The sequence below is a fragment of the Terriglobales bacterium genome (assembly GCA_035454605.1).
Taxonomy (GTDB): domain Bacteria; phylum Acidobacteriota; class Terriglobia; order Terriglobales; family Acidobacteriaceae; genus DATMAB01.
This window is the reverse complement of the sequence record DATIGQ010000080.1, coordinates 1-17896: the sequence shown is the minus strand read 5'-3', so window position 1 is coordinate 17896 and position 17896 is coordinate 1. Positions and strand designations below refer to the sequence as shown.

Here is a 17896-nt window from a genome sequence, read left to right as displayed (position 1 = left end):
GTGTTGCATCTGGCCGGGGAAACCATTACCGGCCGCTGGAGCGCAGCCAAGAAGCAGCGCATCCTCGAGAGTCGCGCGCAGGGCACGCAAACGCTTGCGACCGCCCTTGCGCAATGTCAGCGCAAGCCCAGGGTGTTGGTCAGCGCTTCCGCCATCGGCTTCTATGGTGACCGTGGAGATGAAGTGCTGCGCGAGGAGAGTCCCTCCGGCTCCAGCGGTTTCCTGCCGGAAGTGGCGCGCGCCTGGGAGGAAGCGACGCGCCCGGCGGCCGAAGCCGGCATCCGCGTGGTGAACCTGCGCATCGGCGTGGTGCTCAGCCCGCGCGGCGGCGCACTCAAGCAGATGCTGCCGCCCTTCAAGCTGGGCCTGGGCGGACGTCTGGGCAGCGGGGGCCAGTACATGAGCTGGATCGCGCTGGAAGACCTGCTGGGCGTGATTCAGTTCGCCCTGGCTCACGATTCCCTGCGCGGAGCGGTGAACGCGGTTGCCCCCAACCCCGTCACCAACGCGGAGTTCACCCGGACATTGGGCCAAGTCCTACACCGCCCCACCATCTTCCCTGTGCCGGCGTTTGTGGTCCGCACCCTATTCGGCCAGATGGGAGAGGAACTTCTGCTGGCCAGCCAGAGGGTGGAACCGGCTGCACTCCTTGCTTCCGGCTATCGATTCTCACACGCGGAGCTCCGCAACGCGCTGGAAGCGATGCTATGAGATCAGCGCCGGCTCATCGCGAGAAGACCATTCCGTGCGCGTAGGCGTTGCCGCGAAAGCCGTGCGGCCAGGACTTGCCGTCCATGTTGAAGCCCGGGCGGTCGCTGCCGGCATCGCGGAAGCGCTCGTCGAGTTTCGCCGTGCCGGTCTTGGGGTCGAAGTTCACGATGTACAGCCGGTGATCGGGTGTGTACTCGCCTGCATTCAAGACGATGCGTGTGCCGGTGGGATCGGCTGCCATCCAGTGCGGCTCGTTGCTGGCGTCGAAGGTGACGCGGCTGACCTCGCGCGGATGCTCGGGGTCGGAGATATCCAACACCGTCAGGCTATGGGTTTCCGGCACGGTCGCCAGCCACCAGTGCCCGATGCGCAACGGCACCCCGCAGTCTTTCCCCGGAAACGCGTACACAAAGCGGAGCGAAGGTTGCGCACTCTCCACGCCCCGCATCAGGTACAGACCGCAGGAGAAGGTGTGCACCAGCAGGCTCTTGCCGTCTTCCAGCAGGCGCGGTTCTCCGGGATCGTAGTGCTCGTCGCCGCGCGGCCCCGGCGGAAGCGCCAAGGTCTTGAGCACGCGTAAAGTCGAAAACTGCCAGATCTGCACCGTGCGACTCTTGCCATCCTCTTCGTGCATGGCGGTGTTGGTGGAAACGATGCGATCCACCGCCGGCAACAATTCGACGCTGTAGGGCCGGATGAGCTCGCTTGCGGCAGCCGCATCCATGGCGCTCCCGGCACGCAGCATGCGGCCGCGGTCGTCGATCTCGACCAAGCCTCCGCCTTCGGCCTTGGGCCCACTTCCTCCGCGGTACTGGAATGTGGCCAGCACGTTGCCGTTCGGCAAGCGGAAGAAGGTGTGGGGATGGTTGTATCCGCCCAGGTCGCCGAACGACGCCGCCACGCGCGGCTTCCCTGGTTCGCGCAGATCGAACACCCAGGTCCGCCCGGCCCCGAAGCCGTTCGCCATGAGGAATCCGCCCTCCGGCATCTCGACTTCCGTGTGGTGCGGCACCGCGCTGGCCACGCCCGTGGGCGCCGTCGCCACGACCTGCCCGTAGCGGGGCGAAGCCGGATCGGCGTCGATCACCGCGAGGAAGTCACTCGCCTTCTTCTCGTCATCGCCGCACCAGGCGAAGAGATACGAGGGCTTCCCGGCCCCAGAGGTATTCGCTGTACCGGCCAAGATGAAAAGGAGGAAAAGCAACGCTCGGCCCATGGTTGTTCTTATCCGCCCTTTCCGAGTTCGCGGAGGAAATCGCTCGCCCGCCCGGCCACGCTCTTGACGGGTTGCGGCAGGTTGAGCCGGCTGCCTTCTTCCATGATCGGTACCAGCTTGTCGAAGGCCGGCCCAGAATGCGACCCGGTCAGGATGATGCGGATGGGATGGAACAATTCCCTGCCTTTGGCTCCGGTCTCGGTCTTGATCTCGTTGACCATCGCATTGAAGCGATCGGCGGTCATCGGGTTGGTGTCCTGCGTGATTCGTCGCGCAAAGGATTCCACCACCGCCCTGGCTTTCTCCAGCGCCAGGACTTCGGCGTTGTCCGCCGAAGCCAGCGCCGCCGCGGCGTCGTAGCGGAAAAGGAACGCCGCTCGCTCCGGCAATTGCTCCAGTCGATCCACGGACGGCGCCAAGAGCTCCACCACCTTCTGCAACCATGCGCGCGTCACGGCATCGGGCTTCTCTGTCAGCAGACCTGCCTTCACGAAGAACGGCAGCGCCAGCTCCACGATGCGGTCACTCGGACTCTGCTTCACGTAGTGCCGGTTGAGCCAGTGGAGCTTGTCCATGTCGAAAACGGCGGGCGAAGGGGTCACGCGCTCGAGTGCGAACTCCTTCACCAGCTCGTCGCGCGAGAACACTTCGCGGTCGCCGCCCGAAGGAGCCCAGCCCAGCAGAGCCAGGTAGTTCATCAGCGCTTCCGGCAGCACGCCCATGCTGCGGAAGTTTTCAATCGACGTTGCGCCGTGGCGCTTGGAGAGCCGCTCGCGGTCGGCGCCCAGGATGGTCGAAAGATGCGCGAACTCCGGCACCGGCCAGCCCAGCGCTTCGTACAGGGCCACCTGCTTGGGCGTGTTCGAGAGGTGGTCGTCGCCGCGGATGACGTGCGTGATCCGCATGGCGGCGTCGTCAATCACCACCACATAGTTGTAGACCGGCATGCCGTTGGAGCGCAGGATGATGGGGTCGCCCACGGCCTCATGCGCGAACTCCACGTCGCCACGGACCAGATCATGGAAGCGGATGGGACGCTCGGGAATCAGCAGTCGGATCGCGGCCGCTTCGCCCGCGGCACGGCGCTGTTTCGACGCCGCCGGATCCAGGGCGCGGCACTTGCCCGAGTAGTGCTGTGGAAGATGCTCGGCCGCGGCCCGTTGCCGCTCGCGCTCCAGTTCCTCGGGCGTGCAGAAGCAGAGATACGCCTTGCCCTCGGCGAGCAGCCGCTCGGCGTTCTGCCGGTAGAGATCCAGGCGCTCGGACTGTCGGTAGGGCGCGTGCGGCCCGCCCACGTCGGGACCTTCATCCCAGTCGAGGCCGAGCCAGCGCAGGTCGTCGTAAATCAGGTCTTCGAAGCGGGCCTCGCTGCGCTCGAGATCCGTATCTTCGATGCGCAGGATGAAGGTGCCCCGCTTCTGGCGTGCAAACAGCCAGTTGAAGAGCGCGGTGCGGACGTTGCCCACGTGCAGGTGCCCCGTAGGCGAAGGCGCGAAGCGCACACGAACCTTGGATGGATTGGTAATCGGCAATTTGTGATTTGTAATTGCGATCGTTGCAGGCCGACGTCGCCCCTCAAAATTACCAATTACAAATTACCAATGACAACTCACGGCACGAATTCCTCATATCCCTTGCGTCCCATCAGCCCGTAGGTCATCTTCTTGCCCAGCTCGACGCCGGGCTGGTCGAAGGCATCCACGCCGTACAGTTCGCCAGCAAAGGCGGTCTGGAACATGAGCATCTGGAACAGCGCGCCGACGGTGTACTCGTCCACGCGCGCCAGCGTCCAGCGGCAGTTGGGACGCCCGGCCGCGGTCAGCGCGGCTTGCGTGGCGGACTGTTCCGCGTGGAACAATGCCGATAGCTTCTTGCCGCCGAGATAGCCGCAGGAGTCGCGCTGGCGGAAGTCGCGGGGGATGGCGAGGTCGGCGCGCGGCCGCTCCACTTCCCAGAACGTGACCATCTTGTCCCGCGGCCCCTCCATGTAGAGCTGGAGCTGCGAGTGCTGGTCGGTGACGCCGAGTGCGGCCACCGGCGTCTGCCCGGCTTCCACGACTTCCCCCTTGCGGTTCATGCGCTTGCCCAGGCTCTCCGCCCAGAGCTGCCGGTACCAGAAGGCCGCACCCCAAAGAAAGGAAGAGTACGCAAACACGACCTCAATCGACTTGCCTTTCCTGGTGTTGAGGCCGTGATGGATGACGGCCGCAGCCAGCGCCGGATTCCCGGCCATCGTTTCCGACCAGCAAAGCGCGTTGGCTTCGCGGGCGCCGCGCAGCAGCCTGGCGACATCGAGCCCGCAGAGCGCGGCCGGCAACAGTCCCACGGGGCAGAACACGCTGAAGCGTCCGCCCACGTTGGGCGGGACGAAAAACAGCGGGTATTGCTCCTCGCGCGCGATGGCCAGCAAGTCGCCCTTGTGTGGATCGGTCACCGCGATGATGCGCGCCCGTGCCTTGCGTCCCAGCGCTTTCATCATCCACCGGCGGACGATCATGTAAGTGGAGAGCGTCTCCGCCGTCGAGCCGGATTTGGCAATCACGCAGGCCGCCGTGCGACGCGGATTCAGCCGCGCGAGCGCGGCCGCTACGAAACCGGGATCGATGTTGTCCAGCACCACCAGCCGCGGTCGCGGCGCGCTCCGCTTTCCCTTGGGCGTGGACTGCACCGGATGCGGCCCGCGGATGGCCACGTCCAGCGCATACGCTCCCAGCGCGGAGCCTCCGATGCCCACGACCAGCACGTCGTCGATGGAAGGGCGGAGGTCGTCGGCGAACTCGGTGACCGCGCGCAACACGGCGCGGTCCTCAGGCAGGCGTGGGAATCCGATCTCTCCGGAATCCGCCCGCTTGCGGAACGCCGCCACCGCGGCAGCGGCGTCGCCGGCATCCAGCTCCGCCGGTCGCAGCCCTTCCGCGCCTACAGCGGCTTCCAGAGCGTTGGTGTAGGAGAAGCGGACGGGGAACTTCATGGCCGCAGCATTAGACCGCAAAACGGCGCGGAAGGAAACTGCGCCCGAGACCTTGCATGCAAGGTCTCTACTCTGGCGCTACTCCGGCGCGATCAGGAACGTGCGCGTGATGCGGTCGTGCCAGGCGAGCGAGTCTTCATCCACCAGCGTCCACAGGAAGCCCAGGCCGAGTGAGATGCAGGAAACGACCACGGCCAGGGCGCGGTTGCGCCGCTCGATGCGCCAGGGCCGCTCGCCTTCGAACGTGCGCAGTTCCAGGCGCGCCACCCGCATGCCGGGGGTGGTCCCGCCGTACACCAGGAACAGGTACTGGTACATGCACCAGAAGGCCGTGGGAACAGCCAGCACGGCGGCCAACAGCAGCTTGCCCGCGGGCGGTGCGCCGGAAATCTTCAGGAAGATGACCGTGAACATGGCGGTGGCCACCAGCACCACCAGCACATCCACCAGGGCGGCGAACAGGCGCAGCTCGATGGGAGCCACGGGGAGCGGAAGGTCGATGTTCTCCGCGCCCGCGACGGCGGCGGCTTCGTCCGTCTCCAGCGTCATGGCCAACGCCGGGGAAACGCTCTCTGCCGTTTCGTCGGCGGGCGGCGCTTCCAGGATCTGCGGGGCATCGGCGAGCGGCTCCGCCAACTCCTCCGTTTCCGCAACCGGCAAATCAGGAGGAGTTGCGGGAGGGACAGGGGAAACGCCCGGCGCACGATACTCCACGCGAGCCGCGGGCCCCGTCGCCACCTGCAGGCGCGGGAAAACGATGACGTTGGGCGCCTCGGGCGCCGATCCGTCCCCTTCGAAGTTCAGGCTGAGCGAGGCGTTCTCGCTGCGGCGCCGGCGGCGCGAGCGGTAGGCGTGCAAGCGCGACGAGACTTCCTGCCGCCAGTCATCCCCGTTCGGTGCTTTGCGGTAGAGGTCTTGCGCGGTTGCGGTTGCGGTGACCGGCGGGGCAGTAGACGCCGCCGACACGACCGGGGGATCCAGCACCGCGGCTGCCACCGGCGGAGCGCTTCCCGCCTCGAGGATCTGGTCCTCCTCTGAGGCGGAGGTCGCGCCCGCAAACTGCTCTGCCTGGGCATCTTCCAGGATGCCGCCTTCGAGCGATGCCGCAAAGTTCTCTTCGCTGGGCGTGTAATCTTCGGGGTCGATCAAGACACTGACGTGCGACCCGGAATCGGTGTCCTCCTGCGCGAACCCGCAGGTACACCGGTCTCCGCAACGCGGACAGGCCATGAGCAGGTTGGGAAAAGCCGCCGAGAGCCGCGCACGTGCCCGGGAAGCCGTTTGGCGCGCGGCTCTTCGCCGTGCTACCTTCGAGCGCTTCCCATGACGCGCCGCACTCGTTTTCATATCACGGCGGTCCTTGCCTGTCACCTTCTTCTCGCTGCCCCGGTATTTACCAGGCAGTCACTGGCTGCGGCGCCGGAACCACCGGGTGCGGGCCAGGAATCCGGCAGCAGCGCCGCTTCCCAGGAGGACAGCGTCATTCTGCGGGCCCGCGAGCAGGAGAAGTCGGGCGACCGATTCGAACTGCGCGGCGAGGTCGAGATCCTCTACCAGGACTTCATCCTGCGCGCCGACCGCGTCACCTACGACGCCGCCACCGGCCAGGCCACGGCCGAAGGCAATGTCCGGCTGGATGGCGGCTCGAGCACCGAGCACCTGGAAGCCAGCCGCGCCACCTACAACCTGCGCACCCAGACCGGCGTGTTCGAAGATGTCTCCGGAACCGTTGGGGTGCGCCTGACGGGCCGCAGCATCACCCTCACCACCACCAATCCTTTCGCCTTTCGCGGAAAGCGCGTGGAGAAAGCCGGCCCCAAGCGCTTCATCGTCCACAGCGGCATGGTGACGTCTTGCGAGATGCCCGACCCGCGCTGGAGCTTCCACACCGCGCGCGCCGTCATTGAAATCGACGAGACCGCCCGCATTTACAACAGCACGTTCCGGGTCAAGAAGGTCCCGGTGTTCTACTTCCCCTATGCGCAGCATCCGGTGGGCCGGGTGCAGCGGCGATCCGGCTTTCAGATCCCCACCTTTGGCACCTCCTCGCGCAAGGGGACGATCCTGGGCGAATCGTTCTACTGGGCCATCAACCGCAGCGCCGACGCCACGGTGGGAGCCGAGTACTGGTCGGAGCGCGGGTGGGCGCAGCACGGCGAATTCCGCGCCCGGCCCAGCCCGACGTCGCGCATCTACGCCAGCTACTACGGCGTGCTGGACCGCTTGAATCAGGACGGCCAGGATGTCCGCTTCAACGCCGAGGGCCACTTCCCTCGCGGATTCCGGGGAGTGGCCGACCTGAACTACCTGAGCTCCTTCGTCTTCCGGTTGGCCTTCACGGAAACCTTCTCGCAAGCCGTCAACTCCGAGGTGAAGTCCAAGACCTTTCTCTCCAAGGGCTGGAACGGTTTCTTCTTCAATGGCTATGCCGCCCGATACCAGAATTTCCAGAGCACCACGCCCGGCGATGTCGTGACCATCTGGCACGCGCCCAGCCTGGAAGTTTCGACCGTGGACAAGAAAGTACGTGGCTTGCCCGCGTACTGGTCATTGGACACTTCCCTCGGCGGGCTCTCGCGCAAGGAACCGGCCTTTCGCACCGGCGACATGGTGGGGCGATTCGACATCTATCCACGGGCCTCGCTGCCCCTGCGGTACAAGGGCTGGTCTTTCCGCCCCGAAGTGGCGCTGCGCACCACCTACTACACGCAGCGGCAAGTCCCGACCGGCGGAACCCTCATGACCACCGACGAAGCCGTGAACCGGAGGGCACTCGAGACCTTGCTGGAAGTGCGTCCGCCGGCGCTGGCGCGCGTCTTCGAGCGGCCGGTGCGGGGCGCGAAGCTCAAGCACGTGCTCGAGCCGAGGGTGATCTTTCGGCGTGTGAGCGGCGTCAACGCCTTCCCCAACATCATCCGCTTCGACGCGCGCGACATCCTGAGCGATACCGCAGAAATCGAGTACGCCGTGGTGCAGCGTTTCTACGCCAAACGTGTTGAGCCGCGTCCCGACTGTCCGGCAGAGCCCCAGGTGAGCGTCCACTCATACGACGAGGACGTGTTCGGGGAGCGGCCGCCGGCAGGCGACGAAGAAGAGGACTGCGGCCCGGCCGAGGCTCGCGAAGTCGTCACCTGGGAAGTGGCGCAGAAATATTTCTTCAACGAGGATTTCGGCGGGGCGCTGGTGAACGGCAAGCGCAACGTGTTCACCACTTCGGCCGACTTCGCCGGCATCGCCTTCCTGACGGAGCCGCGGCGTTTCTCACCCGTGATCTCGCGGCTCAGGGTGCGGCGCGGAGCGAACACCGACCTGGAATGGCACCTCGACGTCGACCCCAAGGAGAACCGCATCAACGCCTCCACGGCCCTGGTGAACCACCGGCTGCGCGAGTTCTTTCTGGGCTTCAGCCACGCCTACCTGCGAACGCCCGGCGAGATCTTCGTCTCCGTGCCCGGCACCGTGCCGACGCCGGACCGGTTCAACCAGTTCCGCTTCCTGGCCGGTTGGGGACACTCCAACAAGCGCGGCATCAGCGCCGCCGCCAACATCGGCTTTGACGCCCATTTCGATTTCCTGCAGTACGCCGCCTTCCAGACCACCTACAACTGGGACTGCTGCGGCCTGAGCATGGAATACCGCCGCTTCGCCCTGGGCTCGGTGCGTAACGAGAACCAGTACCGCTTCGCCTTCACCCTGGCCAATATCGGGAGCTTCGGCAACCTCGGGCGACAGGAACGGATCTTCTAGGGCTTCAACGCAGAGGCCGCAGAGATCACAAAGAAAGTCGGGCAGCAGCCGGAATCCCCGGCCGCTTGCCGAGCATCTTTAGGCCGTGCCCAGCCTGCGTTGGGAAGACGTCGAACGCGCACGGGAGATCGTGGGCCGGTATCTGAAACCGAGCCGGCTGGTCGAGGCTCGTTCTCTTTCGCGGGCGACCGGCGCCCAGGTCTTTTTGAAGCTGGAGTCGGAGCAGCCCACGGGCTCGTTCAAGCCGCGGGGAGCGCTTACGGCGCTCACGCGCAACCTGGAGCGCGGTCCGGTGGCGGGCGTGGTGACTTCCAGCACCGGCAACCACGGCGCGGCCACCGCTTATGCAGCGCGCCTGCTGGGCGTGCCCGCCACCGTGTTTCTGCCGGCGAATCCGAATCCGGTAAAACGCGCGCGCATCGCCGACTTGGGAGCGCATATCGTCGAAGCGGGAGATCTCGACCTGGCGGAGGCGTTCGACCGCGCCGCCGCTTTCGCGCGCGAGCACGGCCTCTACTTCATGGAGGACGGCCGCGATCCGGACATGCCGCCGGGCACAGCCACCATCGCCTGCGAGGTGCTGGAGCAGTTGCCGGACGCCGACGCGTTGTTTGTCCCCATGGGAGACACCACGCTCATCCGCGGCGTGGCCTTCGCCGCCAAGCATCTCAAGCCGGGAATCCAGATCCTCGGCGTACAGGCCGAGCGCGCCCCGGCGTACACGCTCTCCTGGCGCGCCGGCAAGGCGATTGCGACCGCGACCTGCGACACCATCGCCGACGGCCTGGCCACACGCCGTCCGCTCGAAGAAAACGTGCACGAGATCCGCGAACGGGTCGATGATGTGCGCCTGGTAAGTGAGGCCGAAATGCTCGCTGCCATCCGGCGACTGCATGGCGATGAGCAGGTGGTGGCCGAGCCCGCCGGCGCGGCGACCACCGCGGCGTTGTTGCAGGATGCGGCTGCTTTTGCCGGAAAGAACCTAGTGCTGCTGGTGACGGGATCGAACGTCGCACCGGACGTGCTGCAGGCGGCAATTCGCGCTTAACCACAAAGGGCAAGAAGGATCACAAAGGCAAGCCCGGGAGCGAGGGCTGAATACACAGCCCGTAATTTGCAGAATTTTGGGTCCTTCGTGTCCCTTCGTGTCCTTTGTGGTTAAGATTGAGGATCGTGGCCCTCGAAGCCAAACGCGATGCGCTCGACGCCCGTCTGCGCGGGCTGGGCAAGCTGCTCGTCGCCTACTCCGGCGGAGTGGATTCGGCATTTCTGGCCTGGGCGGCGCATGAGGCGCTGGGCGAGAAGATGCTGGCGGTGTTGGCCGATTCGCCCTCGCTGGCCCGCGCTCACCTGGCGGACGCGCTCGCGTTTGCCGAAGAACAGCACATCCCGCTGGAAATCATTGCCACCGAGGAGCTGGACCGGCCGGAATACGCGCGCAACGATGCCGCCCGCTGTTTCCATTGCAAGGACGAACTGTTCACGGTGCTGGAGGGGCTGCGCCGCGAGCGCGGTTTTGACGCGGTCGCCTACGGTGTGAACCTGGACGATCTGGGCGACTTCCGCCCCGGACAGGACGCCGCGCGCCAGCATGGCATCGCCACCCCGCTGGTGGACGCCGGGCTGACCAAGGCGGAAATCCGCGAACTGGCCCGCCGCAGCGGGCTGCGGGTGTGGGAGAAGCCGGCCTCGGCCTGCCTGTCATCGCGCATCGAGTATGGCCGCCCGGTCACGCGGGAGGCGCTGGCGCAGGTGGAGCAGGGCGAGGACGCGCTGCGGGCGCTGGGCTTCCGCCAGTTCCGCGTCCGGCACCACGGCGAGACAGTGCGGATTGAGATCGCGCCGGAAGAGATGCCGCGAGCGCTTTCGCCCGACATGGCGCAGGAGTTCACCCGCATCTTCAAGGCGCTGGGCTTCACCTACGTCACCCTCGACCTCGAGGGGTACCGTAGCGGCTCGATGAATGCGGTGCTGCCGGCGGCGGCGCTGCGCAAGGCCCGCTAACCGATTGGCAGCCGAGCACGGTAACTGCCAACAAAGCCACTTTAGTAACCCTCCGACCCTGCCAAGACACTTGCCCGGCACATCTAATTGGGTTAAGAGACAGTTACATTCACTGCGCCGAGGTGGAGGCCAGAACAGCGATGATTCCGGAATCCCATCTGCTGCAGCAGTTCTTCAATGAGCTGGTGGAGCGCAAGTTCTCGGAAGACCTGAATCTGCGCGACGTCGCGCTGAGCCATTACGTGGCCAGCGTGTTGACCGAGTTCACCGAAGCCGAGCAGTTGTTCAAGATCCGCAACGCGGCCGGCAAGCCGCTGGACGATGTGGGCGAGATGCTGCTGGAATCCGATCCGGTATTCGGTCCGGCGCCGTCCTTCGATCGCGAACGCCAGGTGCGCAAACACATCGGCGACTACACTCTGTTCTTCATCGGCATGTTCCCGGAGGCGGTGAACCGCTTCCGCCTGCGCCGGCACCGCCTGGAGAGTTTTCTGGACTGGATGAAGGCGGGCAAGGAGAGCTACTACATCGTCAGCAAGTTCGAGTTCTTCGAGTACGCCAAAGTAGCGCCGCTGTTCGCGCACCTGGCCCGCGACTTCGAAAGCTGCGTGTACGGCCTCAACATGGTGAAGAACGAGCTGGCGGCCATGCAGCATCCCATCGCGAAGAGGACGGAAGAGATACTGATGTAGCGGCCAGCTACTCGCCTTCCGCTTCCTGCTTTCCGCTCTCCGAAGCTAGCCCTCACACGGGTTCAATCCTGTAGAAGCTCAACACGGCGTCGCCTTGTTCGAGGCGGCGGAAGCGGCGCAATCGGCCGACGGCATCGCCGGGATCGAAATGGCGATCGTGCTCAGCGATGACGACGCTGGCCGGGCCCAGCAGCCGTGACCCGGCCAGGAAGCCGAGAGCCTGGGCGTAGGCTTCCGCGTCGCGATAGGGTGGATCGAGGAATACGTAGTCACAGATGACGCCTTGCGCGTCGAGCCGGCGCAGGGCGGGCAAGACTTCGCGCTCCTGAACCTCGAACCCCTCACGAACGTCGAGGGCACCCAGGTTGGCGCGGATGCACTCGGCCGGCTGCCGCGCGGATTCGACAAAGTGAACCAGGGCGGCGCCGCGGCTGAGCGCTTCGATGCCCACGGCGCCGGTCCCGGCGTAGAGATCGAGCCAGACGCTGCCCTCGAGGACAGGTCCCTTTGCCGTAGCGAGCACATTGAACAGGGTTTCGCGCAGGCGGTCCGAGGTGGGACGCACCTTGAGCCCGCGCGGAGCGGCGAGCTTCCGGCTGCGAAATCTTCCGGCAATCACTCGCATGGAAAGCGGGCCGCGGAACCGGGGCGGCCGGCCCGCGTCCAAGTGTATACAATGGAGGCGGGAGCCGATGTGGCGCGCGCAGCTCCCTCCTTCCATGAGAAGTTGGTCCATTCCCGCCGGACGCCTTTTCGGGGTCGAGGTCCGCATTCATCTCACCTTCCTTTTTCTGCTGCTGTTCGTGTGGATGACGGAAGCGCCGCAGGCGGGCGGGGTGGGGCGGGGCCTGGCGCTGGTGGGATTGATCTTCGCCTCGGTGCTGGCGCATGAGATGGGGCACCTGCTGGTGGCGCAGCGTTCCGGGATGCCGGTGCGGGTTTGCCTGCTGCTGCCCATCGGCGGCCTGTCGTTCAGCGAAGAGACCAGCCTGAATCGTTTGGCTTCCCTGCGGCGCGAGATTCCCGTCGCTTTGGCCGGGCCGGTGGTCAGCCTGGGCATCGCCATGCTGGCTACGATGGCGGCGCTGGCGCTGGCGCCGGAGGTCGTGATCTGGAAGCGCCCTTATTTGCACTCGGCAGAACTGGCCCGCAGCCTGGTGTGGGTGAACCTGTACCTGGCGGCGCTGAACCTGCTGCCGGCGTATCCGCTGGATGGCGGCCGCGTGCTGCGGGCACTCCTCGCACACCGCATGGACGTGCTGCCGGCGACGCGGGTGGCGGTGACCGTGGGCCAGGTGTTCGCCATGCTGTTCATGCTGGCCGGCGGGGTGTGGAACTACTGGCTGACCATGGTGGGGCTGTTCCTGTTCTTTGCGGCGCAGATCGAGGAGCGCACCATGGTGTTCCAGTCGGTGCTGGAGACAGTGCGGCTGGAAGACGTGATGCTTACCGACTTCTCTACCCTCTCGCCGGCGGACACGCTGGAGGATGCGCTCACCAAAGCCGTGCACACGCTGCAGGACGACTTCCCGGTGGTGCGGGGCAGCGACATGGTGGGCGTGGTCTCACGACAGAAGATCGTGGAGGCGCTGCGCTCGGAAGGCAACGCCTACGTGCAGTCCATCATGAGCCGGGCATTCGAGATCGCGGGACGCGACGATTCCCTCGCCCTCGCCTTCCGCAAGCTCTCCGCGCGTGGCCTGACCCTCCTGCCGGTCGTGGAGCAGGAACGCCTGGTGGGCATCATCACCCTGCAGAACCTCATGCACAGCATCGGACTGCTGGCCGAGAGCCGCATGCTGCAAAAGAGCGACTCCTAGGAAAGCTCACCACAAGGGCCACGGAGGCGTCACGAAGGGACGCCCGCCTAGAGCTTGATGGCCCGTGCGGCGGTGACTGCCTCGATGGTCCGCAACTCCTCCAGCACCAGCGGCGGCACCGGGTCGTCCACGTGGACCACGGCGATGGCCTGGCTGGATTTCCCGTCACGCTCCCGCCGGCCGAGTGAGAAATCGGCGATGTTGATGCCGTGCTGGCCGAGGATGGTGCCCACGCGGCCGATCACGCCGGGGACGTCGCGGTTGCGCAGGTAGATGAGGTTGCCCTCGAGCGGGGCTTCGATGTCAATGTCATCCACCGCCAGCAGGCGCGGGCGGTTGCCGTGCAGCACTGCGCCCTTCACCAGGTGCTCGCCGGCACTGGTCTTGAGCAGGACCGAAAGGACGCTGCCGGCGCCGCCGCTGGGCGTCTTCGGCTTCTTCGACTCGTGCATCTGGATGCCGCGTTCGGCGGCCAGCGAGGCGGCATTCACCAGGTTGGCCTTCTCCGCCAGCATCTGGTTGAGGATGCCCTTGATGGCGGCGTTGCGAATGAGGTCGGTTTTCCAGTCGGCCAGCAGCCCGCTGTAGCGCAGCGAAATCTCCTCCAGGTTGCCGTCGGTGACCTGGGCCAGGAACCCTCCCAGACGCTCGCCCAGGACGATGTAGGGCTGCAGCTCGATGTATTCCTCGTGGGAAACGGAGGGTACGTTGACGGCATTCTGGATGACGCCGCGCTTCAAGTACTCTTTGACCTGGAGTGCAATCTGGTAGCCCACGGCTTCCTGCGCCTCACGGGTGGAGCCAGCGATGTGAGGGGTGACGACGACGTTCTCCAGGCCCACCAGCGGAGAGTGCGTGGGCGGCTCCTCGGCGAAGACGTCGAGGGCGGCGCCGGCGACCTGACCGGACTTGAGCGCCGCAGCCAGCGCGGCTTCGTCGATGAGCTCGCCGCGAGCGCAGTTGATGAGGCGCACGCCCTTTTTCATCTTCGCGATGGCTTCGGCGCTGATCATGCCTGCGGTTTGCGGGGTCAGGCCAACGTGCAGGGTCAGGTAGTCGGAGGCGGCGAAGACATCTTCCAGCGATTGGAGCGCGACGCCCAGTTCGCGGGCCACAGCCGTGGAAATGAACGGGTCGTGCGCCACCAGGGCCATGCCGAAGGCGCGCGCGCGCCGGGCGACCTCAACGCCGACGCGGCCCAGGCCGACGATGCCCAGCGTTTTGCCGCGCAGCTCCGTGCCCTGGAGAGATTTCTTTTCCCAATTGCCGGTGCGGGTCAGTGCGTCCGCGCGCGCCAGGTGGCGGGCCAGGGCCAGCATCAGCCCGAGCGTGTGCTCGGCCACGGCCACGGCGTTGGCGCCGGGCGTGTTCATCACCGCGATGCCGCGGCGGGTAGCGGCGTCCAGATCGATATTGTCCACGCCGACGCCGGCGCGACGGATGACCCGCAGCTTCTTCGCCCCTTCGAGCAGGCGGGCGTTCACGTCCACCGCTGAGCGCACGATGAGGGCGTCGGCGGCCGCGACTTCGGCGGCAAGATCCTTGATCTCTTCCGGTGCGACCAGCTTCCAACGCGACTCGGCGCGGAAGACGTCGAGGGCAGCAGCAGAGATTTTTTCGGCGATGACGATCTTCATGGACGCAGAGAATACGTTACGCGGGTGAGAAGAGTTCGTCGAGGGTCGAACACCCAAGGATTAGCACGAAAGCCACGAAGGCTGCACAGAGGACGCTAGCGAGACGGAGTCGCGGCGTGGGCCTCGGCGGCGCGGGCGTAGACCTGCTGCGCGGCACGCAGGCCAGATCCGAGTTCGGCCGGCGCGCCGACTCGCAGCAGCACCTGCTCCAGCGCGCCCAACACGGCGACCGTGTCCAGGTAGTCGTAGTAGCCGAGGTGGGCGATGCGGAAGAGCTTTCCCTTCATTTCCCCCTGGCCGTTGGCCACCACGGCGCCAAAGGACTCGCGGAACTCCTTGACGATGGCGCCGGAGTCCAAGCCTGCCGGCGGCACGATGGCGGTGAGCGCGGCGGCGGGCGGCGATGCGAACAGCTTCAGGCCCAGCGCCTGGGCGGCGGTGCGGGTCATCTCGGCAGCCAGTTCGGCGTTCGAGATGAGCGCGGCGCGTCCCGCGGCCAGGTCACCTTCGCCGGCGGCGCGGATGTAGTCGAGGGCGGCAGCCAACCCGGCGACCAGCGAGGTTGCGGGCGTGAACGCCGATTCGCCCTTGGCGTTGGCCTTGCGCTCCTGTCGCAGGTCGAAGTAGTAGCGCGGCGATTGCGCCTGTTCCATGCGTTCCCAGGCGCGCTCGCTCACTGCCAGATAGGCGAGGCCGGGCGGGACCATCACGGCTTTCTGCGAACCGCCGATGATGACATCGATGCCCCAGCCGTCCACGTCGAAACGCGTCGTGCCCAGGCCGGTGATGGCATCCACGACCAGCAGGGCATCGCTCTGCCTCGTGAGTCGGGCCACGCCTTCCACATCGTGCCGCACGCCGGTGGAGCTTTCCGTGGCCTGCAGGAAAACGGCCCGGGTTTCCGGGGTGAGCCGGGCGCGGACGGCATCAAGCGGGAACGTTTCCCCGTAGGGCACGGAGAGCACGTCGACCTCACAGCGGAAGGCGCGGGCCAAATCGCGCCAGCGTTCGCCAAACTTTCCCGCGGTAAGCACCAGGACGCGGTCGCCGGGCGAGGTGAGGTTGGAGACGGCGGCTTCCATGGCGCCGGTGCCCGAGCCGGCCAACACGACCACATCATTGCCGGTGCCGATGAACACACGCAGGTCGTCGAGCACGCGGCGGAAGAGGGCGCGAAAGCCGGCGGTACGGTGATGCATCTCGGCCGCGGCCATGGCCGCCTGCGCGGCGGGCAACAAGGGCGTGGGGCCGGGAGTGAAGAGCCGCGGTTTTCGCAGCATGGCTACCTGAGGCGCAGGTTCTGCCAGTTCTCCGGGACGGCGGAGAGGATGCGTCGATCCTTGACGAACAGCACCAGGCCGGAAGCGGGGTTGTTGCGTTCCCGCACGATCAGCAGGCCGTCGCCGTCGGGAGTCTCGGGCGCGCCGCCCGTCCAGGTGATGGAGTTCAGCATCCCCTTGCGCACGCGGGCGGCGATAGCGATGTCCGGAAACGTGGCGTCGTAGACGTTGACCCCACCCGCCAGCAGGACCACGCGGCGAGTGCCGGCCGTCTGGTCGACCAGGATGTAGCCGGCGTCCCGTACGCTCCCATTTCCGGACAAATCGGTTTCGACGCGGCCGCTGACGATTTCCCGGTTGCCGCGCAGCCAGGAGCGCGCGGCCGGTTCGAAGTCGTCGTCGGTGGCCACGCGCCATTTGGAGTGGCCGTCCGCCAGTTGCTCATAGACGCCCGCCATCTGCGGGGCATCCGCCGGCAGGACACCCTCAGGCAAACCAGCCCCGGCTTCCACCTGCGCGGGCTCCGAACCGGCTGGGTTGCGCGTGGCCGACACGACCGCAACGATGGCGGCGATGGCGCCGATGGCCACCGCGGTCCGCGTGACCCACTTGCGCTCGCCCTTGATGGCCGTGACTCTGACCTTTTCGGCGCCCGGCATGGCCTCCAGTTGCCGCGCCAGCACCGCCAGCGACTCCAGGTGGTTCTCCAGATGGCGGGCGGTGAAGGGACCGGGAATGGAGAGCTCGCTCAGCTCCAGAGCGCCGGCGGTCACGGTGAAGAAGGTCCCGCTGCCGCACATGAGGCGTTGCAAATGAGTGAGAACCGGCCTGCCGCCGGCAAACATGCGCGCCTGGGTGGGGTGGTCGCTGCGGGTGGTGAAGCGGGCGTCGAACATCTCGTCGGGGGTGCGCACTACGACGCGGCCCTCGGTGGCCCGCGCACCCTTGGGCACCACGGACATGGTGAAGCTGGCCGGGGCCTCCATCCGCACCATGACCCCGGGCGTGTTCTCCTGGCGGGAGAAGCGAATCACCGTGGGCAGCTTGCCGAAATTGCCCGAGACCACCAGGTCGTCGCCGTCGCGGAAGATCTCACCCTTCAGTCGCTTGTCGAGGACGGCGGCATCGGCCTTCAGCTCTTCGTAGCCGGCGTAGGTCTGCCGGACCTTCATGGAATACAGCAGCGCGCCCACCACGGTGACTACGAGGACGATGCCCAGGGCTATGGCAAGGGGCGGCATAGGGAGTCGAACGGCACCTACCGTTTCGAGCGCATGATACGCCGGGCGGCAGAGTGAAGCAATGTAGACGCATCCAGATGGGCACGACGGCGGGATTGGGTGGTCCGTATAATCCCGCCATGAGCCTCTCCGACCAGATCCAGAAGGACATGACGGCCGCCATGCGGGCGCGGGATGAGCGGCGCCTTTCCTGCCTGCGCATGGTCAAGACCGCGCTGAAGAACAAGGAAGTGGAAAAACGCGGCACGCTGGACGACGCCGAAGCGCAGCAAGTGCTCTCTACGCTCATCAAGCAGCGCAAGGACTCGGTGGAACAGTTCAGCAAAGGCGGGCGGGCGGACCTGGCCGAGAAGGAGCAGGCCGAGATCGGCATCATCGAGGGCTACTTGCCGAAAGCCGCCGGCGAGGCGGAGATCGTGGCTGCGGTGCAGGCGGTGATCGGCGAAATGGGCGCGGCTTCAGGAGCGCCGCCGGGGATGAAAGACATGGGCGCGGTCATGAAGAATGTCATGAGCCGGTTCCAGGCCGCCGGGACACGCGTCGAGGGCAAGACGGTGAGCGAGATCGTGAAGCGGGA

The 17896-nt window shown here is 66.3% G+C and carries 15 protein-coding genes; 7 read left to right on the top strand and 8 right to left on the bottom strand.

From position 1 onward, the window contains the following. The coding region (locus VLE48_05735) for a TIGR01777 family oxidoreductase (protein ID HSA92494.1) at positions 1-711 on the top strand (711 nt) is incomplete at its 5' end. Between the two features lie 13 nt (positions 712-724). On the opposite strand, the gene VLE48_05730 is transcribed toward VLE48_05735, so the two are convergent. From VLE48_05730 to VLE48_05715, 4 genes are all read right to left on the bottom strand, one after another. Next, on the bottom strand, positions 725-1927 hold the full coding sequence (locus VLE48_05730) for a hypothetical protein (protein ID HSA92493.1): 1203 nt from the start codon (positions 1925-1927) through the stop codon (positions 725-727). 8 nt (positions 1928-1935) lie between these two features. After that, positions 1936-3429 carry a glutamate--tRNA ligase gene (gene gltX / locus VLE48_05725; protein ID HSA92492.1) on the bottom strand — a complete coding sequence of 498 codons (1494 nt, stop codon included), beginning with the start codon at positions 3427-3429 and terminating at the stop codon, positions 1936-1938. Positions 3430-3536: 107 nt separating this feature from the next. Then, entirely contained in the window at positions 3537-4898 is a 1362-nt protein-coding gene (locus VLE48_05720) for a glucose-6-phosphate isomerase (protein HSA92491.1), read from the bottom strand. Positions 4899-4976: 78 nt separating this feature from the next. Next, on the bottom strand, positions 4977-6047 hold the full coding sequence (locus VLE48_05715) for an RDD family protein (protein ID HSA92490.1): 1071 nt from the start codon (positions 6045-6047) through the stop codon (positions 4977-4979). A 174-nt stretch (positions 6048-6221) separates the two neighbouring features. On the opposite strand from VLE48_05715, the gene lptD reads away from it, so the two are divergent. The 4 genes from lptD (at position 6222) to VLE48_05695 (ending at position 11341) form a co-directional block, all read left to right on the top strand. Beyond that, positions 6222-8645, top strand: coding sequence for an LPS assembly protein LptD (lptD, locus tag VLE48_05710; protein ID HSA92489.1), 2424 nt, complete (start codon positions 6222-6224; stop codon positions 8643-8645). Between the two features lie 85 nt (positions 8646-8730). Further along, complete coding sequence (locus VLE48_05705) at positions 8731-9693, top strand: pyridoxal-phosphate dependent enzyme (GenBank protein ID HSA92488.1); 963 nt, start codon at positions 8731-8733, stop codon at positions 9691-9693. Between the two features lie 125 nt (positions 9694-9818). Beyond that, on the top strand, positions 9819-10649 hold the full coding sequence (gene larE, locus VLE48_05700) for an ATP-dependent sacrificial sulfur transferase LarE (GenBank protein HSA92487.1): 831 nt from the start codon (positions 9819-9821) through the stop codon (positions 10647-10649). A gap of 140 nt (positions 10650-10789) precedes the next feature. Beyond that, positions 10790-11341 (top strand): hypothetical protein, encoded by a 552-nt coding sequence (locus VLE48_05695; GenBank protein HSA92486.1) that lies wholly within the window; start codon positions 10790-10792, stop codon positions 11339-11341. A 52-nt stretch (positions 11342-11393) separates the two neighbouring features. Here the strand turns inward: VLE48_05695 and rsmD are convergent, their stop codons facing one another. Further along, a complete protein-coding gene (gene rsmD / locus VLE48_05690) occupies positions 11394-11966 on the bottom strand; it encodes a 16S rRNA (guanine(966)-N(2))-methyltransferase RsmD (GenBank protein HSA92485.1) in 573 nt (190 codons plus the stop codon). 94 nt (positions 11967-12060) lie between these two features. On the opposite strand from rsmD, the gene VLE48_05685 reads away from it, so the two are divergent. Next, entirely contained in the window at positions 12061-13161 is a 1101-nt protein-coding gene (locus VLE48_05685) for a site-2 protease family protein (GenBank protein HSA92484.1), read from the top strand. Between the two features lie 47 nt (positions 13162-13208). On the opposite strand, the gene serA is transcribed toward VLE48_05685, so the two are convergent. The 3 genes from serA to VLE48_05670 all read right to left on the bottom strand — a co-directional run bounded on the left by serA (position 13209) and on the right by VLE48_05670 (position 17319). Next, positions 13209-14798 (bottom strand): phosphoglycerate dehydrogenase, encoded by a 1590-nt coding sequence (serA, locus tag VLE48_05680; protein HSA92483.1) that lies wholly within the window; start codon positions 14796-14798, stop codon positions 13209-13211. 95 nt (positions 14799-14893) lie between these two features. Beyond that, positions 14894-16078, bottom strand: coding sequence for an alanine--glyoxylate aminotransferase family protein (locus VLE48_05675; protein HSA92482.1), 1185 nt, complete (start codon positions 16076-16078; stop codon positions 14894-14896). Positions 16079-16080: 2 nt separating this feature from the next. Beyond that, the gene (locus VLE48_05670; GenBank protein ID HSA92481.1) at positions 16081-17319 is read right to left on the bottom strand and encodes a hypothetical protein; all 1239 of its coding nucleotides are present in this window, start codon (positions 17317-17319) and stop codon (positions 16081-16083) included. A 53-nt stretch (positions 17320-17372) separates the two neighbouring features. Between VLE48_05670 and VLE48_05665 the strand changes: the two genes are divergently transcribed. Beyond that, positions 17373-17896: GatB/YqeY domain-containing protein (locus VLE48_05665; GenBank protein HSA92480.1), on the top strand; the 524-nt coding region annotated here is incomplete at its 3' end.

Bases quoted from the DNA above. Each gene is read 5' to 3' on its own strand.
- VLE48_05670 (HSA92481.1), bottom strand. From the start codon at position 17,319: ATGCCGCCCCTTGCCATAGCCCTGGGCATCGTCCTCGTAGTCACCGTG.
- VLE48_05685 (HSA92484.1), top strand. From the start codon at position 12,061: ATGAGAAGTTGGTCCATTCCCGCCGGACGCCTTTTCGGGGTCGAGGTC.
- VLE48_05720 (HSA92491.1), bottom strand. From the start codon at position 4,898: ATGAAGTTCCCCGTCCGCTTCTCCTACACCAACGCTCTGGAAGCCGCT.
- VLE48_05675 (HSA92482.1), bottom strand. From the start codon at position 16,078: ATGCTGCGAAAACCGCGGCTCTTCACTCCCGGCCCCACGCCCTTGTTG.
- serA (HSA92483.1), bottom strand. From the start codon at position 14,798: ATGAAGATCGTCATCGCCGAAAAAATCTCTGCTGCTGCCCTCGACGTC.
- lptD (HSA92489.1), top strand. From the start codon at position 6,222: ATGACGCGCCGCACTCGTTTTCATATCACGGCGGTCCTTGCCTGTCAC.
- VLE48_05695 (HSA92486.1), top strand. From the start codon at position 10,790: ATGATTCCGGAATCCCATCTGCTGCAGCAGTTCTTCAATGAGCTGGTG.
- rsmD (HSA92485.1), bottom strand. From the start codon at position 11,966: ATGCGAGTGATTGCCGGAAGATTTCGCAGCCGGAAGCTCGCCGCTCCG.
- VLE48_05730 (HSA92493.1), bottom strand. From the start codon at position 1,927: ATGGGCCGAGCGTTGCTTTTCCTCCTTTTCATCTTGGCCGGTACAGCG.